This is a genomic window from Bacillus sp. MM09(2025) (assembly GCF_050496725.1).
In the GTDB taxonomy this organism is placed as follows: Bacteria; Bacillota; Bacilli; order Bacillales; family Bacillaceae; genus Bacillus; species Bacillus pumilus.
Genome location: NZ_JBNWEN010000001.1, coordinates 529354 through 547348, shown reverse-complemented (window position 1 = coordinate 547348; position 17995 = coordinate 529354). Strand labels below are relative to the sequence as shown.

Genomic DNA, 17995 nt, shown 5'->3' with positions numbered 1-17995 from the left:
CTCATCGCAGGGGGTTTTCGTTTGCTTATTTATTGTCATCTGATGCAGTTTGAGGTGTGACAAGGACATGCGTTACTTCTCCCTGCTCTTCCTCATCTACAATAAATGATCCATTGCTATAGCGGTCATTCGCTCTCAGAGTAGAGATATCAAGCGGAATCGTTGCACCCTTCTCTGTATCAATCTCAAGTGTATCGTGCAGTGATGCAGCGATGACAGACACAATACGATGCGGGTTTTTCTTTAATTCTCTAAGCATTAGAACTCCGCGTTTGGCTCTAGATGTTTTATCAAATTCAGAGAGGTTCATTCGCTTCACAGCCCCTCTTTGCGTCGTCAGCACGAGGACATCGTTTTTCGGATCAATGATCTGACCAGAGACTACTTCGTCCCCATCCTTCAAATTGATGCCTTTAACACCAGCCGCTCTCGGACCAACAACACTTACTTCTTCTTCATCAAACCACAATCCATAACCATTTTTCGTCGCAATAAACAATTCCTGCTGTCCTGTTGTCACATGGACATCCACAAGTTCATCGTCCCCTTTTAGATTCAAGGCGACAAGTGGTTTTGAATAGCGCTGTGCTTTATATTGAAGAAGCTCTGTTTTCTTCACCATTCCGCCCTTTGTAAAGAACAGCAGATACGATGTTTCATCAAATTCTTTAATTGGAATGGCTTTTTGGATGGATTCATCACGATCAATCGAAATGATATTCGTAATATGCTGCCCCATGTCTTTCCAGCGTATATCTGGCAGCTGATGCACAGGACAATAAATGTAGCTCCCTTTATTCGTGAACAATAGGAGGACATCCGTTGTATTCATTTCAAACTGATGAATCAGGCGGTCTGTATCCTTCATGCCAAAGTCCTTACCGTTAGAAGCAGCATAGGAGCGCTGGCTTGTCCGTTTGATGTATCCATCCTTCGTCACCGTGACGTAAACATCCTCTGAGGCAATCATCACTTCTAGGTTAATCTTAATTTCTTCGATTTTTTCCTCAATGACAGATCGTCTCTCATCAGCATATGTCTTTTTGAGCTTTTTCAAACTGTTTGTAATGACCTTAAGCAGCTTTTTCTCATTACCTAAAATGTCTTCAAGTTCTGCTATACGCACATCAAGCTCACTCGCTTCGTCTCTTAATTGCGTAATATCCGTATTCGTTAAACGATATAACTGGAGGGAAACAATCGCTTCTGATTGTGCTTCTGTAAAGTCATATTTCTCCATCAAGTTGTTTTTCGCATCTCGCTTATCATTAGAGGAGCGGATTGTGGCAATGACTTCATCTAAGATGGACAGCGCCTTAATTAATCCATCTACAATATGGTGGCGTTCCTTCGCTTTTCGAAGCTCATATGCTGAGCGGTTCGTCACCACTTCTTTTTGATGGGCAATATATGCATCAAGTATAGTTGTCAGCGTCATTAAGGTTGGTCTACGATTATGTATCGCCACCATATTAAAGTTATATGGAATTTGCAGATCTGAGTTTTTATATAAGAAATTCAAAACACCATTTGCATCTGCTTCTTTTTTCAGCTCTACTACGATTCGAAGCCCAGTCCGGTCAGTCTCGTCTCGAACCTCTGAAATTCCTTCCACTTTTCTTTCAATTCGGAACTCGTCCATCTTTTTGACAAGGTTGGCTTTATTCACTTCATAAGGAATTTCTGTGATCACGATTTGCTGGCGCCCGCCGCGGATGGTCTCGATCTCCGCTTTTCCGCGAATCATGATCTTTCCTTTGCCTGTTTCATAGGCCTTCTTAATGCCGTCTACCCCTTGAATGATACCGCCTGTTGGGAAATCTGGACCTTTGATGACCGTCATCAAGTCCTCAACCGTACAATGCGGCTGTTCGATTCGTTTAATGACACCATCAATCACTTCTCCTAGATGATGCGGCGGGATATCAGTAGCATAACCAGCAGAAATACCTGTTGACCCATTCACGAGAAGGTTTGGGAACATCGCTGGTAAAACAACGGGCTCCTTGCTTGTATCATCAAAGTTTGCGACAAATTCGACGGTTTCCTTGTCTAAGTCCTTTAAGAGCTCTGAAGCAATCGCAGATAGCCTTGCTTCCGTATAACGCATAGCAGCAGGCGGATCACCATCGATACTCCCGTTATTTCCATGCATCTCAATGAGCACATTCCGTACTTTCCAATCCTGACTCATTCTCACCATCGCTTCATAAACAGATGAGTCACCGTGCGGATGATAGTTACCAATCACGTTTCCGACTGTTTTCGCTGCTTTACGGAAGTTTTTATCTTGCGTGTTTCCTTCTGCGTACATCGCATATAAGATTCTTCGTTGTACAGGCTTTAGTCCATCTCGCGCATCTGGAAGCGCACGGTCTTGGATAATATATTTACTATAGCGACCAAACCGGTCTCCGATTACTTCTTCTAATGGTAAATCATGAAATCGTTCTTGTTGTGCCATGTTTAAACCTCCTCAGCTAGCGACAAGTTTTCATTTTCAAGAATGTTACTTTCCTCATCAAGTCCAAAGGCGACATTCTTTTCAATCCATTTACGGCGTGGCTCTACTTTGTCACCCATTAATGTCGTGACGCGGCGTTCCACTCGTGCAGCATCGTCGATTTTGACTCTGACAAGTGTTCTCGATTCTGGATTCATTGTCGTTTCCCATAGCTGGTCGGCGTTCATTTCACCTAAACCTTTATAACGCTGAATCGTGTACCCTTTTCCAACTTTCTTCAGTACGTCATCCATTTCTTCATCAGACCATGCGTACTCAATCACTTCTTTTTTCCCTGAGCCTTTGCTGACTTTATATAAAGGCGGTAGTGCAATAAACACTTTGCCATGCTCAATCAGCGGTTTCATATAGCGGTAGAAGAACGTTAGCAGAAGCACTTGAATATGGGCTCCATCTGTGTCAGCATCTGTCATGATCACAATTTTGTCATAATTGATGTCTTCTACATTAAAATCGACACCGACGCCTCCACCGATCGCATGAATAATGGTGTTGATTTCTTCATTTTTGAAAATATCAGCAAGTTTTGCTTTTTCTGTGTTAATGACCTTTCCACGAAGCGGCAGCACCGCTTGGAATTTACGGTCACGTCCTTGTTTTGCTGACCCGCCCGCTGAGTCGCCCTCCACTAGGTACAATTCGTTTCTTGCCGGGTTTCTAGATTGAGCAGGTGTTAATTTTCCGCTCAGTGTTGCTTCGGACTTTTTCCGTTTCTTGCCGCTCCTTGCTTCTTCACGTGCTCTTCTAGCAGCTTCTCTTGCCTGCTGCGCTTTAATCGCTTTTCTCACAAGAAGAGTGGCTGTTTCCCGGTTTTCTTCAAGGAAATAAGCCAGCTTTTCAGAAATAACAGCATCAACAGCGGAGCGAGCCTCACTTGTCCCAAGCTTTCCTTTTGTCTGGCCTTCAAATTGAAGCAGTTCTTCAGGAATTCTGACAGAAATAATAGCAGACAGCCCTTCGCGAATATCAGTGCCTTCTAAATTTTTGTCTTTTTCTTTTAAAAGAGCTACTTTGCGCGCATATTCATTAAAGGCTCTCGTCATCGCCGTTTTGGCACCAGACTCATGCGTACCGCCATCTTTTGTTCTCACGTTATTGACGAAAGAAAGAATATTTTCTGAGTAGCCGTCATTGAATTGAAAAGCAAAGTCTACTTCGATGGATTGATGCTCTCCTTCAAATGAGACCACTTCACTCAGAACATCTTTTTCTTCATTTAAATAAGCAACGAAGGCTTCAATGCCCGTCTCATAATAAAAGGTTTCTTGTACATCATGTCGTTCATCAATCAGCTCTATTTTTAATCCTTTTAATAAAAAGGCAGATTCTCTTAAACGTTCTGATAACGTATCAAAATTATAGGTTGTAACGCTGAACATCGATCGATCTGGTTTAAAATGAATCAGTGTTCCCGTTTTTTTCGTTTTTCCGACTTTTTCAAGTGATGTCACAGGTTTTCCGCCGTTTTCAAACCGCTGATGATATATATAGCCATCACGTTCAATTGTGACAGTGAGCCACTCTGACAGCGCGTTTACAACAGATGCCCCAACTCCGTGAAGACCACCACTTGTTTTATATCCGCCTTGACCAAATTTTCCGCCTGCGTGAAGGACCGTTAAAATGATCTCAGGTGTCGGTTTTCCAAGCTTATGCATACCAGTAGGCATCCCGCGTCCTTTATCCTGAACGGAAATGCTGTTATCTTTATGTATTTTGACAACGATATGATCTCCATGGCCAGCGAGTACTTCATCGACAGAGTTGTCTACAATCTCATAGACAAGGTGATGAAGACCGCGTGAATCCGTTGACCCAATATACATCCCTGGACGTTTACGGACCGCTTCAAGTCCCTCTAGCACCTGAATAGAATCATCGTTATAATCTACTTGCTGCTTTTTAACCAAATGCTTAATCCCCTTTCACTAACAAACATAACCGGCAAACCATCAAATGATCTCTTTAGATTTTAATGATGATCATGCTGCTCATTACTGTCCACTTTAATAAGCTGCATCATCACCATGCATGTGTGGTTCAAAAAAACATGCTCCATTGCACGGCTATGAGAATGTTCTACATTCTGCAATGAGAACTAGAAGTCCATTATAAACAAGACTGTTTGATAAGCCAAATGCAATCATATGATGATTTTCACAAAACAGAACAAATGTTCTATCTTTATCTTATCGCTCTTTTTCTTGATATGCAAGATCACCGATATGTCCCTGTCGCCTTATTTTATCGCTTTCTTCTAGAATCGCAAATATATTTCTGCAACAAAAAAGCAAAAATCCTTGAAAACCAAGGATTTTTGACGATTTAATGAGTTTTTGTCATTGCATGAGCCACCTTGATACATAAATCCATGATGGCAACCTTGCCATTTTCCTCAATCAGCCTTTTCGCTTCTTCGTGATAAATGCCTTGCTGCGCCCAAAAAACAGGTGCGTCTATTTCAAGAAATTCTTCTGCCACCTCAGGTAAAAACTCTGAACGTCTAAACACATTGACGATATCAACAGGCTCTTTGATCTCTTTTAGTGAAGCGACTGCTTTTATACCAAGTGCTTCATCAATCGTTGGATTCACCGGAATGATCTCATAACCGGCATCCTGCATTGCTTTAGACACCATATATGACGTTCGGTGCGGCTGATCTGATAATCCAACAACAGCAATTCGTTTACTGCTCTTTAAAATACGACCAATTTCTTGTTTCGAAGGATGATTCATCCAAACACCCCTTTTCCTCTATTTTAGCGAACTTCTGCTTAAAAACAAAGCTGAATCCATCTGCATTTGATTTTTTCAAAAAAAGATCCCCATGTTTTTCATAAGATCATGTTAAAATGTAAGACAAGAGGGAGAATATAAAGGAGTTATGCAGATGTTAATTGCTTTGATGTTTATTTTGGCTTATCTTCTCGGCAGTATTCCATCCGGTCTCATTGTCGGGAAAGCTGCAAAGGGTATTGATATCCGTGAACATGGCAGCGGAAACCTAGGTGCAACGAATGCATTTCGTACGCTTGGCGTAAAAGCAGGGTCTATTGTTATTTCTGCTGATATTTTAAAAGGGACTCTCGCTTCTGCTTTACCGTTTTTCATGCAACTGGACATTCATCCCTTATTAGCGGGGGTTGCTGCTGTTATCGGTCACAGCTTTCCGATCTTTGCAAAATTTAAAGGGGGAAAAGCAGTCGCTACATCTGGCGGCGTGTTATTATTTTATGCCCCGTTCTTATTTATCACGATGATCGCTGCTTTTTTCTTATTTTTATACATTAGTAAGTATGTTTCATTATCATCTATGCTGACCGGCATCTATACATTCATTTACAGCATATTCACCAAAGACGTATTCTTAATCATTGTTGTTGCCGTTCTTGCTGGTTTTGTGATCTACAGACACATCGCTAACCTCAAACGAATCCTCAACAAAACTGAACCGAAAATCAAATGGCTCTAGCCGTTTCATAAGTTTCATTCTGTGGTAAAAGTAAAGAAAAGCTGTTTTTTGCATCCTGCATTTTTAAAAAACAGCATGACTTCAAAAAAGGGGCGATCACATTGAAATTAACGATTAAAGAAGATGCACTCAATTGGTACAAGGATGAATTAGATTTAGAAAAAGGTGATCAAGTTCGCTTTTTTGTGAGATATGGCGGGTGCAGTAATGTACAAAAAGGCTTTTCTCTCGGCGTCGCAAAAGATGAACCTCAAAATGCCGGCGCAACCGCTGAAATAGAAGGTATTACTTTCTTTGTAGAAGAAAGTGATATTTGGTATTTTGACAACCATGATCTGCATATTGATTATAACGAGTCTGTAAAAGAACCAGAATTCCATTATGAATAAACAAAAAAGATACCTCATCCCTCGGGTATCTTTTTTGTTTTATCCTTCAATATATAGCCCATACTCCTGAATGTTTCCTAAAGACCGCTCCTTTTGAAGGATTCTTTTTTGCGGTTCACCGATCAAGTCAAAGTGAGGAAACCCTGCGCGGTCGTGAATCCATTCTTTTTTGAGTCCATGTTTTTCTCCCCACTCAATTAATTGCTTCATATCCTGACAGGCTGCTTTAGTGACTGTATTAGCATGCGGGAAACGGTCATCAAGCCAATAATGGGTTAAAAAGGCCATTTCTCCTTGCTGAACAGCTGATTTCCACGCATTTAAATCGCTTCTTTTAATACCAAACGCCATGAATTAAACCTGCTTCTTCGACTGTTCATATACTTTGTGCCAGGCAGGAAATGCTTTTCTAAATTGAATAGGTCTAAAGGTGTCTTTATCTACGCAAATATGCGAGGTTGTCCCTGTAATCGCTGTTTGCCCATCAGGCTTTTGAATTTCGTAGCCATACACCGTTTTGAGTCCATTGTATTCTTCAATCCAAGTATACACGGTCGCTGTTTCACCATACAGGAGTGGTTTTTTATATTTCACCTGCAAATCTATAACGGGTGCAAGAGCACCATCTGCTTCTAACTGCGCATAGGAAAATCCTAATTCTTTAATCAGGGCTGTTCTGCCGACTTCCATCCAGATTAAATAATTCGCATGATACACGATGCCCATTTGGTCTGTTTCTGCATAACGGACTTCTATTTCTTTTTTAGATACATACACGTTTTCATCGCTCTCCTATCAAAACCTAAGGTCTCTGCCATTTTACCACAATCGAAATGGTTCTTCTAAAAGGAGGCAATAAAATAAACCAGGAATCCCTGGTTTATTCAGTATAGCCATTTTTTCTTGCTGCTTCTTCGTCCTTGATCTCAGAACGCATGGCATCAATGCTCATTTTTCGATTTTCATTTTTTTGCTTGATCATCTGTTTTTCTTGATCTGTCGAAAGGGCCATCGCTGCTTCAGATTCATCGATATTGTCAAGGGTGTTTTCGATCATATCTTGCAGCTTTTCAACATTATCAGAACGATCATCTGGATTGGATTGATATGACTTTTCATTCATCTTAATACCCTCCTTATTCGCCTTTCGTCTGGATCACATCAGGCTGTTCATTTGATTTATTATGCATCTTTTTACCTTTATTGCGTTTGTATGCTACAGGTTTTGTCCCTAAATGGTCTGGTGTAAACTGCGCTTGTTTATCATGCTCTCTACCCATCATTCATCCCTCCCTCTTCTTTAGGATGAACGAAAAAGGATAATTCATAACTTATTTCTGTCTAAAACGCTCTTCCAACTTTTCTTCAAGCTGGTTTAAAAATTCCTCATTGCTTAATAATTCTTTTTTATTTTCAAGTACAAGCTCTTCAAATGTACGGCGTTTTCTTCTTCTCATTGTACTCACCTCCAGTGTTTGTATTTCATTTTCGCCAAAACATTTAGAAAATAAGCAAAAAAGCTGAATCATTATAGATCCAGCTCTTGCTCAATTTCTTTTTTTGTCAGCATTTGATGCTTCACAGACATGATACGTCCTTTTTCATCTAATATGTATGTCGTGGGGTATGAAAGCACCTGATATCGTGCTTGAATGCCTTTTTGATCCAATAAAATAGGAAAGCTCAGCTTTAATTCATCTGCAAAAGCTGCAACATGATCTTCACTTTTTTCAGTGGTCGTTAAATTCACTGCAAGTACTTCGACCTGATCGTATTCGCTTCTAATTGCGTCTAGATCCGGCATTTCTGTCCTGCATGGCTTACACCATGTCGCCCAAAAATTGACGAGCACCTTTTTCCCTTGGTAATCAGATAATGAAGCCGTTTGACCATCTAGGGTTTTAAGTTCAAAATCAGGGGCTTGATCCCCTTTTTCAAGACCGATTGCGGGCTCTTTTGGTTCAAGTAAATTCCACACAAGTAAACCAATCAACACAAGTAAAACAGCGCTTGCCATTCCTTTTTTCCACATGATTGATCCTCCACTATTTTAAAAAAGAAGAGAAAGCTGTCTAGGCGCCTTCTCTTCTTTGCTGTATGAGTATTAGTTGCTTGCCAATTTTTCACGAAGTACCATTTGAAGGATACCGCCATGACGATAGTAGTCAATTTCGACTTCACTATCAAAACGAACAACCACTTCAAATGTTTTCTCATTGCCATCTGTGTCAATTGCTTTCACAGTGACGAGATCACGCGGACGAACTGTTTCGTCAACATGAACTTCAAATGTTTCTGTTCCTGTTAGACCATGAGTTTCTGCACTTTCTCCGTCTTTAAACTGTAAAGGAAGTACGCCCATGAAGACAAGGTTACTTCTATGGATACGCTCAAAGCTTTCAGCTAGAACAAATTTAATTCCAAGAAGATTTGTTCCTTTTGCAGCCCAGTCACGTGAAGAACCCATTCCGTAGTCTTTACCTGCTAAGATCGCAAGACCTGTTCCATCTTCTTTATAACGCATGCATGCATCATAAATGGATGTCACTTCACCAGTTGGCCAGTAGGTTGTATATCCGCCTTCTGTTCCTGGTGCAATTTGGTTCTTAATACGGATGTTTGCAAAAGTACCTCTCATCATGACATGGTGGTTACCACGGCGAGATCCGTATGAGTTAAAGTCTCTAGGCGACACGCCTCTTTCTTGCAAATATTTGCCCGCCGGTGTGTCCTTACCAATCGCTCCAGCAGGAGAAATATGGTCCGTTGTGACAGAGTCACCAAACTTCGCAACGACACGCAAGCCTTTAAGCGGTTCAACCTTACCAGGTTCAACTGATAGGTTTTCAAAGAATGGCGGGTTATCAATGTATGTGGAATTTTCATCCCATTTGTACAATGCATCATCCGTCGTTTTAATTTCATTCCAGCGGTCATTGTTGTCAAAAACAGTTTCATACTCTGAACGGAAGAGTTCAGGTGTGACAGTGCTTTTGACGACGCTGTTGATTTCGTCCATTGATGGCCAAATGTCATTGAAATAAACGTTCTCACCATTTTTATCGACACCGATAGGGTCTTTTGTTAAATCGATATTCACCGTACCAGCAAGTGCATACGCCACAACTAATGGTGGAGATGCAAGGTAGTTTCCTTTCACAAGTGGATGGATACGTCCTTCAAAGTTACGGTTACCTGATAAAACAGAAGTGATCAGCAGATCATTTTCAGAGACAGCATCCTCAATTTCTTGTGCAAGCGGTCCTGAGTTTCCGATACAAGTTGTACAGCCATACCCAACGATGTTAAATCCGAGGTCTCTTAAGTATGGAAGAAGTCCTGAGTTCACGAGGTATCCTGTTACAACCTTAGAACCTGGCGCTAGTGACGTTTTCACGTAGTTTGGCACCTTCATGCCAAGCTCACTTGCTTTCTTCGCAACAAGACCTGCTCCGATTAAGACGTATGGGTTCGATGTATTCGTACAGCTCGTAATCGCTGCAATCGCAATCGCACCTGTCTTCATCACAGCTTTTTCACCATTTGCTAGATCAAATTCAATTTGTTTATCCAGCTCTGATTTTTCTAAGCCAAACCCTTGGTTACCAGCTGGGCTTTCAATGTGCTGATGGAACGTTTCTTTCATTTCAGAAAGTGGAATCAAATCTTGTGGACGCTTTGGACCAGATAAGTTTGATTCAATTTGAGAAAGATCAATTTCCACAACATCCGTAAAAATTGGCTCTTCTGCATCTGGCGTATAGAATAAGCCATTTGCGCGAGAATATTCTTCAACGATATTAATTTGCTCTTCATCACGTCCAGTAAGGCGAAGGTAAGCAAGAGCTTCCTCATCTACTGGGAAGAATCCGCAAGTAGCACCGTATTCAGGTGCCATGTTTGCAATCGTTGCACGATCCGCTAACGGCAGCTGTGCAACTCCAGGTCCGAAGAATTCAACGAATTTGTTCACTACGCCTTTTTCACGCAGAACTTGTGTCACTTTTAGTGCGAGGTCAGTTGCAGTCGTTCCGTTTGGAAGCTCTCCAACTAATTTAGCACCAATGACTTCTGGTACTGGGAAGTATGAAGGCTGACCGAGCATTCCAGCTTCCGCTTCAATACCGCCAACGCCCCATCCAAGTACGCCGATCCCGTTGATCATGGTTGTATGAGAGTCAGTACCAACCAATGTATCTGGGTAAGTGATGATCTCGCCATCTTCTTCAATCGCATGAACAACACTTGCAAGGTACTCTAAGTTTACTTGGTGAACAATCCCTGTTGCAGGCGGAACAGCTTGATAATTATTAAACGCTTTCTTTGCCCAGCTAAGGAAGTTATAACGCTCTGCGTTACGTTCGAATTCTAAATCCATGTTAATGTTTAATGCATCTTCAGTTCCAGCTTTATCAACTTGTACTGAGTGGTCAATGACAAGGTCAACTGGAATTTCAGGGTTGATTTTATCCGGATCCCCACCTACATCTGCCATTGCTTTTCTTAAAGAAGCAAGGTCAACGACGGCTGGTACACCCGTGAAGTCTTGTAAAATAACACGAGAAGGTTTAAATGGAACATCAATTTCTTTTACCTCGGCAGTTCCCCATTTTGCCAAGTTTTCAACGTGTTCCTTCTTGATCACTCTACCGTCTACTTGGCGAAGCACTGATTCTAAAAGTACCTTAATGGAATAAGGCAGCTTAGAAACATTTCCAATTCCTTGTTTCTCTAGTGCTTCTAACGAATAATAGTGATACGTTTTCCCATTTGTCGAAAACGTTTTTCTAGATTGAAAAGCGTCTTGTTTAGCGACTTGCTGCTGTTTCGACATGTCCAAAATCCCCCTTTTGATGATCAAGATCAATTTCAATTCTCAGAAAAATCGTCGTATTTCACCACAATTTTCTCACAATTTCATCTTAAAACAAATTTATACATAAGTAAATAACAATGCTTTTATTAAATTCAATAAGTTTAACTTATCATTAGGAAATGATTACTCTTCATAAACGGAGCGGGGCGGGCTCATACTACAAATGAGGTGATAGAACATGACAAAACGCAAAGCAAATCATGTCATTAATGGCATGAACGCAGCCAAAAGCCAAGGAAATGGTGCAGGCTATATTGAAGATGATCAACTCGTTTTAACAGAAGAACAAAGACAAAACAATAAAAAACGCAAAAAAAACCAATAAGAAAGGAGCAAGCATCATGACGAATAAAAACACAGGAAAAGACATCCGTCAAAACTCGCCTAAGGAACATCAGAGCGGACAGCCTGAGCCATTATCAGGCAGTAAAAAAGTAAAAAACCGCAACCATACAAGACAAAAACACAATTCTCATCACGATATGTAAACATTCTCCTCTCATCCCGTAGCAAAACGGGATGTTTTAGGTCTTTCACACATTTCCATTTTCATCATATGATTTATTATGAGATGTGATGGAGGAGTGTTTATGGAGAATGAAAAGCAATCGAATTCCTCTGATTTTCTTGAAATAGACGATTGGCTCAATGTTTTAATGGATGATCCATTTGCCTGGTATGATGAACACCTCCCAATTGATCTTTATGAAACAAGCCGTGATTATATTATTGAAATCGATGTCTCCACCCTATCGATTACTGATGTAAAACTGACCTTCGCTGGACATGAGCTCACTCTCGCTTACACAGTACAACAGCCAAATGATAAAGGCGAACAGCCAATTGAAAAAAGTGTCATGCTCCCTTTTTATTTGAACGACAAAGAGATTGAAACAGAATACGAAAACCGAATCATTTCGATAAGGATTAAAAAAAGTTCTGACCATCCAAACGGTGCATTTTCCTTTCAAGTCCCGCACTTCAAACATTAAGAGCCCACCTTCATATAGGTGGGCTCTCTTCCGTTCGTGTCAAGTCAATACCTTTTGCGAACCACCATGGCCAAATAGTAGAGTCGCTATATGATAATGTATTCTTTTTCTACTAGATGGTTTGGGTCTTTCTAGTAAATGGGCAGTTATGAATGAAAAAAGGCGTTCATAGAGATAAGAGACATACATTTTTGTTATTTTCTTCTATCACTTCTTCATGTAAAATAAGATAGAGAGACAAGGGGTATAAGGAGTGAGAACATGTTAAGCGGCTGGTTTTTGTGGTTCATTTTATTTTGGGGTACAGTGATGATCGGATTACTCGCAATCGGTGGCTTTTTTATGTTTCGCAAATTTTTAAAACGATTGCCAAAGGAAGATGGGAAATCAGAGCTCGATTGGCAGGATGAATATATTCAAAAGAGCCTCCACCTATGGCGGGAAGAAGACAAACAGCTTTTAAATGAACTTGTATTACCTGTTCCAGAGCTGTTTAGAGATGTCGCCAAAGAAAAAATTGCAGGAAAAATTGGCGAGCTGGCTTTAAAAGAACAAGCTGCCAGCATTAATTTAGACTTAATCATTCGCGGCTATATTATCGCTACACCAAAGCGTGATCATAAGTTTTTATTGAAGCGCCTTCAAGAAAAAAACATCGATTATACGCCATATGAAGCATTATTAAAATAACCTCCTTATAAAAGGAGGTTTAATTCATTTGAACCTGCTGCGGATCTAATTGCTTAGACATCTTTCTAAACGACAAATACATGGCAACACGCCAAGGCACAATCATGCCAAAGGCAAGTATCCAAAACATTCCGCTTAGAGAACCATAATCAATAGATGAACTCAGGATCGTCTTCATTCCGATACGAAGAACAAGAAGTCCAATGAGAATAAACACAAATGCTTTTGACCGCTTTAAGTAAATCTCATTCCCTCTAATTTCAAACTTCGATGTTTTGATTAAAAAGATGGAGAAAAACATCCCCACTGTGATTGCCTCGAGAAATTCAGCCCCAGTTACTCGAAACATAGGAACAAAAAACATCAATGCACCCGTGCTCATGAAAATAGGAGGCAATATAATTTTTTTCGCAGTTGCCGGTTTTGCAGATGACTTAATGCGAATAAACATGACGGCTACCGCCATACATACCGCAATTATAGAAGAGATTATGACCATCATATCTAATCATTCCTTTATTCTTTAAGGTCAGCCTATGTATAATATACTCCAATTGACGAAAAAAAACCATTCGCCTCGACTGTAGAAAACGATTTCAAAAGCCTGTAAATCCGCCAAACAAGGATGAGAACATGATGATAATCCATGTGAGAAGATCAAAGAACAGCAATATCCCTACCACAATCATAATGATCCCGCCAATTTTCATGATAAGCTGCTGACGCTTTCTGATCCATGCCATTTTCGTAATGAAGAAAGATAGAATAAAAAATGGGACGGCAAATCCAAGGACATATGTAATCATATAAGGCACAGCCGACTCTGGATTGTTACTAGCAAGCGCGATAACGGCAGATAAAATAGGTCCTGTACAAGGTGTCCATCCAGCGGCAAAGCCCATTCCGATGAGAATTGACCCAAAAAAACCAGCTGGTCGGTTTTTGAACTGCATTCTCTTTTCGCCCATGAGGAAAGAAGGCTGAAATACGCCAAGTGTCATAAAGCCAAAGAAAATAATGAGAATGGCTCCAACCTGGCGAATCGCTTGATGGTAATCATCAAAAAACTTCCCAACAAACGATGTCCCAAAGCCAATCGCAATAAAGATAATAGAGAACCCAACTAAAAAGAATAAGGTATGAAGTAGACTTCTTCTTCTCAGCATCACCTTCTCAGATTTCACTTCATCCATACTAACGCCCGTAATATACGATAAAAAGGCTGGATAAAGCGGCAGACAGCATGGTGAGATAAAAGAAAGAAACCCTGCTCCAAAAGCTAAAAAGAAATTCAAATCTGTCAAAAGAACACCCCCTTCTTACAATATACAATAAGAGATGACAAAATCATTTCATTTTTTTTACATCCTCTCAATAAAGATGGTCTATTCTCTTAAAACCTTATATAATTTAATTTGACATCAAGATAACGAATCCTTTAAATTTGAAAATAAACCTTAAAATGGATATAATAGAACCGATTCTTTTTATCAAGATTTGCATGAAAGGAACATGACTTTGGTAAAAACATCATTATTAACTCAAATTGAAGAAAAAAGAGAAGAGCTGATGAAAGTTGTCTTGCACAATGGCATGACATCCACAGTGACCATCGAACATAGCCAGCAGCTAGATCATCTCCTCTTACAATATCAACGACACTTACACTCAAACTCAGCCAACTAATCATATCTCATGATATTATCATGCTGCACGATTTTTAGAACAGTTGATATGTGTGACCATAAACGAAACAAAAACCTCTGATAACAGGGGTTTTTGTTTTTTAGCAAGAGGCTGAAGTAAAATAAAAAACCACCTTCCCTGCTTCATTTAGGCAAGTACAGTGGTTTTAAAGCGTCTGATGAAGGTGAATTCAATAAAGAAAGGACAACGCTTGTCCATTCTTTATAACCATGTTCCATCTATGATCATAATATCGTACGTATTATTTCGCTTGGTTGTTCATGGCTTTCATCATTTGATTGATTTTCTTCTGGGACGGTTTCATGCCCATTTGCATCATCATCATTCGAAGCATTTGTTCATTAATTGGTGGATTCTTTTTCAAGTAGCTCATCATATACTTACGAGCAATAAAGAATCCGAGTGCAACTCCTGCAAGCAGTGCAACAACGCCTACAAGGATGACAACCCATAAATCCATAATTCTTCCTCCTTCATGTTGTCTCGTATAAAGTGTACTAAACAAAAGGCTATTATACAACATTTCACGTTCAATTTTATTTTTTTAAACAAAATTCCTCACTTTTACCGGATTGAGCCACCCGTGCTTCTTTGAACCGAAGTCCATCGCAAGGAAGCAAGGACTAATTTTTCTCAGCACTTCAAAAAACACTGCTTCTGCTTCATAACTGCCGGTGGCAGACATTTGGATATAACGATCTTTTATGATAAATGCAGCCGTTCCTTTTCCATCAGGTAAGGAAGCGCTATATATCGAGCCAATTTGTGTATAGTGAATGTTCGTTAAGTTGTTCATTAATCGCTGGTGCATATGAAAAGCAGGGATTCGTTTCGTCACGTAATCCACTTGTTTCACAAGCATCACCAATTCATCTTCCGTGCGGTTCGTCCAGTGTAACGACTCAAACAAATGAAACAAAATTGATTCTCTGCCAAAATAGTGATGCGCAAATTCATCCTCAATCCAATAAATATAATAATGGCGTTCCATGTCTATCCCTTCCTTTCACATTTCGTCAATCTCGTATATTGCTTGTATTATACAAAAATGTGAAAGAAAGAATTGTCTATATATGAAGCAAGAAGAAACTAGTTTTGTCAAAAAAACAAGAAAAAAGAAAAAAGTTTGCAGAGCGGATGAAAATGCTCTGCAAACAGATGAAAAAAAGCATGATGCTTGGAGACTGGTTATTTGTTCAGCTTCGCTTTCACACGGCTGACGACATTGCTGACCGTAAAACCGTATTTCTCAATAATGGTTTCACCAGGTGCAGAAGCGCCAAATTTATCAATGGCAATTACGTCACCATCAAGACCAGTGTAACGCTCCCAGCCAAGTGAAGCCCCCATTTCAATCGCAATACGAGCCCGTACTGCTGTAGGAAGGACTGATTCTTTGTATTCGTCTGACTGCTGATCGAAACGATCCCATGCAGGAAGACTGACAACAGACGCGCGAATCCCTTCTTTTTCAAGTGCTTTTTGCGCTTCAATCGCTAAGCCGACTTCAGATCCGGAAGCAAGTAGAAGTGCTTCAGGCTGTGCATCAGCAGCTTCAACAACGACGTATCCACCCTTTTCTACTCCCTCATATGCCTTCTCAGGTGCTTGATCAATCGTTGGAAGGTTTTGACGAGTCAGAACTAGTGCTGTCGGTTTATCCGTTGAAGATACAGCAAGTTTCCACGCTGCAGCTGTCTCGTTTCCATCCGCAGGGCGAATAACAGAAAGGTTCGGCATCGCACGTAATGAAGCAAGCTGTTCAACCGGCTCATGCGTCGGACCATCTTCACCAACAGCGATACTGTCATGAGTAAAGACATAAGTGACTGGAAGTCCCATTAAGGCAGCAAGACGAATCGCTGGTCTTAAGTAATCTGAGAAAACAAAGAACGTTCCGCCGAATACACGAAGACCGCCGTGAAGCGCCATACCGTTTAACGCGGCACCCATTGCAAATTCTCTAACACCGAACCAAATGTTCTTGCCGGCATAATTCTCTTTACCAAAATCGTCAGTGTTTTTAATCGTTGTTTTGTTTGAACCTGCAAGGTCTGCTGACCCGCCAATGAAGAAAGGTACTTGCTTTGCAATGCCATTTAATACTTCGCCTGAAGAAGCGCGGGAGGCAAGACTTGAACCTGCTTCATAAACAGGAACCTCTTGATCCCAATTCTCAGGAAGCTTTCCTTCAATCGCAAGCTTCAATTGAGCTGCAAGCTCAGGGTATTCTTTTTCATATTGCGCAAATCGTTCATTCCAAGCTGCTTCTTTTTTCTGACCTGCATCTTTTACAGCTTCTTTGAAATGATCGTACACTTCAGAAGGTACATGGAAATCTTCTTCAAACGTCCAAGAGTAAGCTTCCTTCGTCAGCTTGGCTTCATCGCTCCCAAGTGGTGCACCATGCACACCAGACGTTCCTGCACGGTTTGGCGATCCAAAACCGATTGTTGTTTTCACTTCAATCAGTGTAGGTCTGTCTGTGCTTTGTTTTGCCTTTTCAATAGCAGCCGTCACTTCTTCAATGTTGTTGCCGTCTTTCACATAAAGAACTTCCCAGTTCATCGCTTCAAAACGATTCTTCACATTTTCAGAGAATGAACGATCTAGGTCGCCATCTAAAGAAATATCATTTGAATCATAAAGAACAATTAAACGGCCTAAGCCTAAATGACCAGCAAGTGAAGCAGCTTCAGAGGAAATACCCTCCATTAAGTCTCCATCTCCGCAAATGCTGTATGTATAGTGATCTACAACATTAAAGTTGTCTTTGTTATACGTTTCCGCAAGATGTCTTTCTGCAAGCGCCATACCAACTGCCATGGCAATCCCCTGCCCTAAAGGACCTGTTGTGGCATCTACGCCCTCTGTATGTCCAAATTCAGGATGTCCAGGTGTTTTACTGCCCCATTGGCGGAATTGTTTTAGATCATCGATGCTCAGGTTGTATCCGCTTAAATGAAGCATGCTATATAGAAGCATAGAACCATGTCCCGCAGATAATACAAAACGGTCTCTGTTAAACCAACTTGGGTTTTGCGGACTTACGTTTAAGTGATTCGTCCATAAAGCGTATGCCATTGGTGCAGCACCCATCGGCATTCCAGGGTGACCGGAATTCGCTTTTTCAATTGCGTCTATGGAGAGAGTACGTATTGTTGCAATAGATTTCAATTCAATCGTTTCCATATAAATCCCCTTCCGTATCTTGTGTACACCATTATCATAAATCTACTGTCCTTTTTTCACAACTATTTCACGCTGAAAAAGAAGGATTTTGTCACATTTAGTTTATCGATCACCTAAAAAGTTATGCAAATATGAAAAAAGATGAGAATA

22 protein-coding genes are annotated in these 17995 nt (G+C 40.6%); 7 read left to right on the top strand and 15 right to left on the bottom strand.

The window, feature by feature from the left end; genetic code table 11:
• Window positions 1-25: 25 nt before the first annotated feature.
• From parC to ACQYAC_RS02810, 3 genes are all read right to left on the bottom strand, one after another.
• Window positions 26-2464, bottom strand: a complete 2439-nt coding sequence (gene parC, locus ACQYAC_RS02820; RefSeq protein ID WP_429942660.1) for a DNA topoisomerase IV subunit A — start codon at window positions 2462-2464, stop codon at window positions 26-28.
• A gap of 2 nt (window positions 2465-2466) precedes the next feature.
• Window positions 2467-4434, bottom strand: a complete 1968-nt coding sequence (parE, locus tag ACQYAC_RS02815) for a DNA topoisomerase IV subunit B (protein ID WP_012010116.1) — start codon at window positions 4432-4434, stop codon at window positions 2467-2469.
• A gap of 415 nt (window positions 4435-4849) precedes the next feature.
• Complete coding sequence (locus ACQYAC_RS02810) at window positions 4850-5263, bottom strand: CoA-binding protein (RefSeq protein WP_429942659.1); 414 nt, start codon at window positions 5261-5263, stop codon at window positions 4850-4852.
• A gap of 154 nt (window positions 5264-5417) precedes the next feature.
• Between ACQYAC_RS02810 and plsY the strand changes: the two genes are divergently transcribed.
• Together plsY and ACQYAC_RS02800 are read left to right on the top strand one after the other, a co-directional pair.
• The gene (gene plsY, locus ACQYAC_RS02805) at window positions 5418-5999 is read left to right on the top strand and encodes a glycerol-3-phosphate 1-O-acyltransferase PlsY (protein WP_058015656.1); all 582 of its coding nucleotides are present in this window, start codon (window positions 5418-5420) and stop codon (window positions 5997-5999) included.
• Between the two features lie 101 nt (window positions 6000-6100).
• Window positions 6101-6388: a HesB/YadR/YfhF family protein gene (locus ACQYAC_RS02800; protein ID WP_003210876.1), complete on the top strand. Its 288-nt coding sequence runs from the start codon at window positions 6101-6103 to the stop codon at window positions 6386-6388.
• A gap of 39 nt (window positions 6389-6427) precedes the next feature.
• On the opposite strand, the gene ACQYAC_RS02795 is transcribed toward ACQYAC_RS02800, so the two are convergent.
• The 7 genes from ACQYAC_RS02795 to acnA all read right to left on the bottom strand — a co-directional run bounded on the left by ACQYAC_RS02795 (window position 6428) and on the right by acnA (window position 11222).
• The gene (locus tag ACQYAC_RS02795) at window positions 6428-6739 is read right to left on the bottom strand and encodes a hypothetical protein (protein ID WP_058015657.1); all 312 of its coding nucleotides are present in this window, start codon (window positions 6737-6739) and stop codon (window positions 6428-6430) included.
• A gap of 3 nt (window positions 6740-6742) precedes the next feature.
• Window positions 6743-7165: an acyl-CoA thioesterase gene (locus ACQYAC_RS02790; protein ID WP_339165747.1), complete on the bottom strand. Its 423-nt coding sequence runs from the start codon at window positions 7163-7165 to the stop codon at window positions 6743-6745.
• A 103-nt stretch (window positions 7166-7268) separates the two neighbouring features.
• The gene (tlp, locus tag ACQYAC_RS02785; protein ID WP_012010110.1) at window positions 7269-7511 is read right to left on the bottom strand and encodes a small acid-soluble spore protein Tlp; all 243 of its coding nucleotides are present in this window, start codon (window positions 7509-7511) and stop codon (window positions 7269-7271) included.
• A gap of 13 nt (window positions 7512-7524) precedes the next feature.
• Complete coding sequence (locus ACQYAC_RS02780; protein WP_008357830.1) at window positions 7525-7668, bottom strand: acid-soluble spore protein N; 144 nt, start codon at window positions 7666-7668, stop codon at window positions 7525-7527.
• 51 nt (window positions 7669-7719) lie between these two features.
• The gene (locus ACQYAC_RS02775; protein WP_003211002.1) at window positions 7720-7845 is read right to left on the bottom strand and encodes an FbpB family small basic protein; all 126 of its coding nucleotides are present in this window, start codon (window positions 7843-7845) and stop codon (window positions 7720-7722) included.
• A gap of 71 nt (window positions 7846-7916) precedes the next feature.
• Entirely contained in the window at window positions 7917-8420 is a 504-nt protein-coding gene (locus ACQYAC_RS02770) for a TlpA family protein disulfide reductase (protein ID WP_058015659.1), read from the bottom strand.
• A gap of 72 nt (window positions 8421-8492) precedes the next feature.
• Window positions 8493-11222 carry an aconitate hydratase AcnA gene (gene acnA / locus ACQYAC_RS02765; RefSeq protein ID WP_429942658.1) on the bottom strand — a complete coding sequence of 910 codons (2730 nt, stop codon included), beginning with the start codon at window positions 11220-11222 and terminating at the stop codon, window positions 8493-8495.
• Between the two features lie 220 nt (window positions 11223-11442).
• Here acnA and sspO point away from each other — a divergent pair, with 220 nt between their 5' ends.
• The 4 genes from sspO (at window position 11443) to ACQYAC_RS02745 (ending at window position 12946) form a co-directional block, all read left to right on the top strand.
• The gene (sspO, locus tag ACQYAC_RS02760) at window positions 11443-11589 is read left to right on the top strand and encodes a small acid-soluble spore protein O (protein WP_058015660.1); all 147 of its coding nucleotides are present in this window, start codon (window positions 11443-11445) and stop codon (window positions 11587-11589) included.
• Window positions 11590-11605: 16 nt separating this feature from the next.
• Complete coding sequence (locus ACQYAC_RS02755; protein WP_012010105.1) at window positions 11606-11752, top strand: small acid-soluble spore protein P; 147 nt, start codon at window positions 11606-11608, stop codon at window positions 11750-11752.
• Between the two features lie 102 nt (window positions 11753-11854).
• A complete protein-coding gene (locus tag ACQYAC_RS02750) occupies window positions 11855-12256 on the top strand; it encodes an Hsp20/alpha crystallin family protein (RefSeq protein WP_180308901.1) in 402 nt (133 codons plus the stop codon).
• Between the two features lie 261 nt (window positions 12257-12517).
• On the top strand, window positions 12518-12946 hold the full coding sequence (locus tag ACQYAC_RS02745; RefSeq protein ID WP_429942657.1) for a DUF2621 domain-containing protein: 429 nt from the start codon (window positions 12518-12520) through the stop codon (window positions 12944-12946).
• A gap of 19 nt (window positions 12947-12965) precedes the next feature.
• Here the strand turns inward: ACQYAC_RS02745 and ACQYAC_RS02740 are convergent, their stop codons facing one another.
• Both ACQYAC_RS02740 and ACQYAC_RS02735 read right to left on the bottom strand, forming a co-directional pair.
• A complete protein-coding gene (locus ACQYAC_RS02740) occupies window positions 12966-13448 on the bottom strand; it encodes a CcdC family protein (protein ID WP_061407947.1) in 483 nt (160 codons plus the stop codon).
• A gap of 94 nt (window positions 13449-13542) precedes the next feature.
• Window positions 13543-14250, bottom strand: coding sequence for a cytochrome c biogenesis CcdA family protein (locus ACQYAC_RS02735; protein WP_058015664.1), 708 nt, complete (start codon window positions 14248-14250; stop codon window positions 13543-13545).
• 208 nt (window positions 14251-14458) lie between these two features.
• Here ACQYAC_RS02735 and ACQYAC_RS02730 point away from each other — a divergent pair, with 208 nt between their 5' ends.
• Window positions 14459-14632: an aspartyl-phosphate phosphatase Spo0E family protein gene (locus ACQYAC_RS02730; RefSeq protein ID WP_369810454.1), complete on the top strand. Its 174-nt coding sequence runs from the start codon at window positions 14459-14461 to the stop codon at window positions 14630-14632.
• Window positions 14633-14894: 262 nt separating this feature from the next.
• Here the strand turns inward: ACQYAC_RS02730 and ACQYAC_RS02725 are convergent, their stop codons facing one another.
• From ACQYAC_RS02725 to tkt, 3 genes are all read right to left on the bottom strand, one after another.
• Window positions 14895-15113 (bottom strand): YneF family protein, encoded by a 219-nt coding sequence (locus ACQYAC_RS02725; protein WP_003212379.1) that lies wholly within the window; start codon window positions 15111-15113, stop codon window positions 14895-14897.
• 84 nt (window positions 15114-15197) lie between these two features.
• Entirely contained in the window at window positions 15198-15644 is a 447-nt protein-coding gene (gene sirA / locus ACQYAC_RS02720; protein ID WP_012010100.1) for a sporulation inhibitor of replication protein SirA, read from the bottom strand.
• A gap of 197 nt (window positions 15645-15841) precedes the next feature.
• A complete protein-coding gene (gene tkt / locus ACQYAC_RS02715) occupies window positions 15842-17845 on the bottom strand; it encodes a transketolase (protein ID WP_058015665.1) in 2004 nt (667 codons plus the stop codon).
• Window positions 17846-17995 lie beyond the last annotated feature (150 nt).

Coding starts and splice junctions, on each gene's coding strand:
- ACQYAC_RS02725 (WP_003212379.1), bottom strand. CDS start 15,113: ATGGATTTATGGGTTGTCATCCTTGTAGGCGTTGTTGCACTGCTTGCA.
- sspO (WP_058015660.1), top strand. CDS start 11,443: ATGACAAAACGCAAAGCAAATCATGTCATTAATGGCATGAACGCAGCC.
- ACQYAC_RS02810 (WP_429942659.1), bottom strand. CDS start 5,263: ATGAATCATCCTTCGAAACAAGAAATTGGTCGTATTTTAAAGAGCAGT.
- sirA (WP_012010100.1), bottom strand. CDS start 15,644: ATGGAACGCCATTATTATATTTATTGGATTGAGGATGAATTTGCGCAT.
- tlp (WP_012010110.1), bottom strand. CDS start 7,511: ATGAATGAAAAGTCATATCAATCCAATCCAGATGATCGTTCTGATAAT.
- acnA (WP_429942658.1), bottom strand. CDS start 11,222: ATGTCGAAACAGCAGCAAGTCGCTAAACAAGACGCTTTTCAATCTAGA.
- ACQYAC_RS02745 (WP_429942657.1), top strand. CDS start 12,518: ATGTTAAGCGGCTGGTTTTTGTGGTTCATTTTATTTTGGGGTACAGTG.
- ACQYAC_RS02740 (WP_061407947.1), bottom strand. CDS start 13,448: ATGATGGTCATAATCTCTTCTATAATTGCGGTATGTATGGCGGTAGCC.
- ACQYAC_RS02750 (WP_180308901.1), top strand. CDS start 11,855: ATGGAGAATGAAAAGCAATCGAATTCCTCTGATTTTCTTGAAATAGAC.
- ACQYAC_RS02780 (WP_008357830.1), bottom strand. CDS start 7,668: ATGGGTAGAGAGCATGATAAACAAGCGCAGTTTACACCAGACCATTTA.
- ACQYAC_RS02795 (WP_058015657.1), bottom strand. CDS start 6,739: ATGGCGTTTGGTATTAAAAGAAGCGATTTAAATGCGTGGAAATCAGCT.
- plsY (WP_058015656.1), top strand. CDS start 5,418: ATGTTAATTGCTTTGATGTTTATTTTGGCTTATCTTCTCGGCAGTATT.
- ACQYAC_RS02770 (WP_058015659.1), bottom strand. CDS start 8,420: ATGTGGAAAAAAGGAATGGCAAGCGCTGTTTTACTTGTGTTGATTGGT.
- ACQYAC_RS02730 (WP_369810454.1), top strand. CDS start 14,459: ATGACTTTGGTAAAAACATCATTATTAACTCAAATTGAAGAAAAAAGA.
- tkt (WP_058015665.1), bottom strand. CDS start 17,845: ATGGAAACGATTGAATTGAAATCTATTGCAACAATACGTACTCTCTCC.
- parC (WP_429942660.1), bottom strand. CDS start 2,464: ATGGCACAACAAGAACGATTTCATGATTTACCATTAGAAGAAGTAATC.
- ACQYAC_RS02775 (WP_003211002.1), bottom strand. CDS start 7,845: ATGAGAAGAAGAAAACGCCGTACATTTGAAGAGCTTGTACTTGAAAAT.
- ACQYAC_RS02755 (WP_012010105.1), top strand. CDS start 11,606: ATGACGAATAAAAACACAGGAAAAGACATCCGTCAAAACTCGCCTAAG.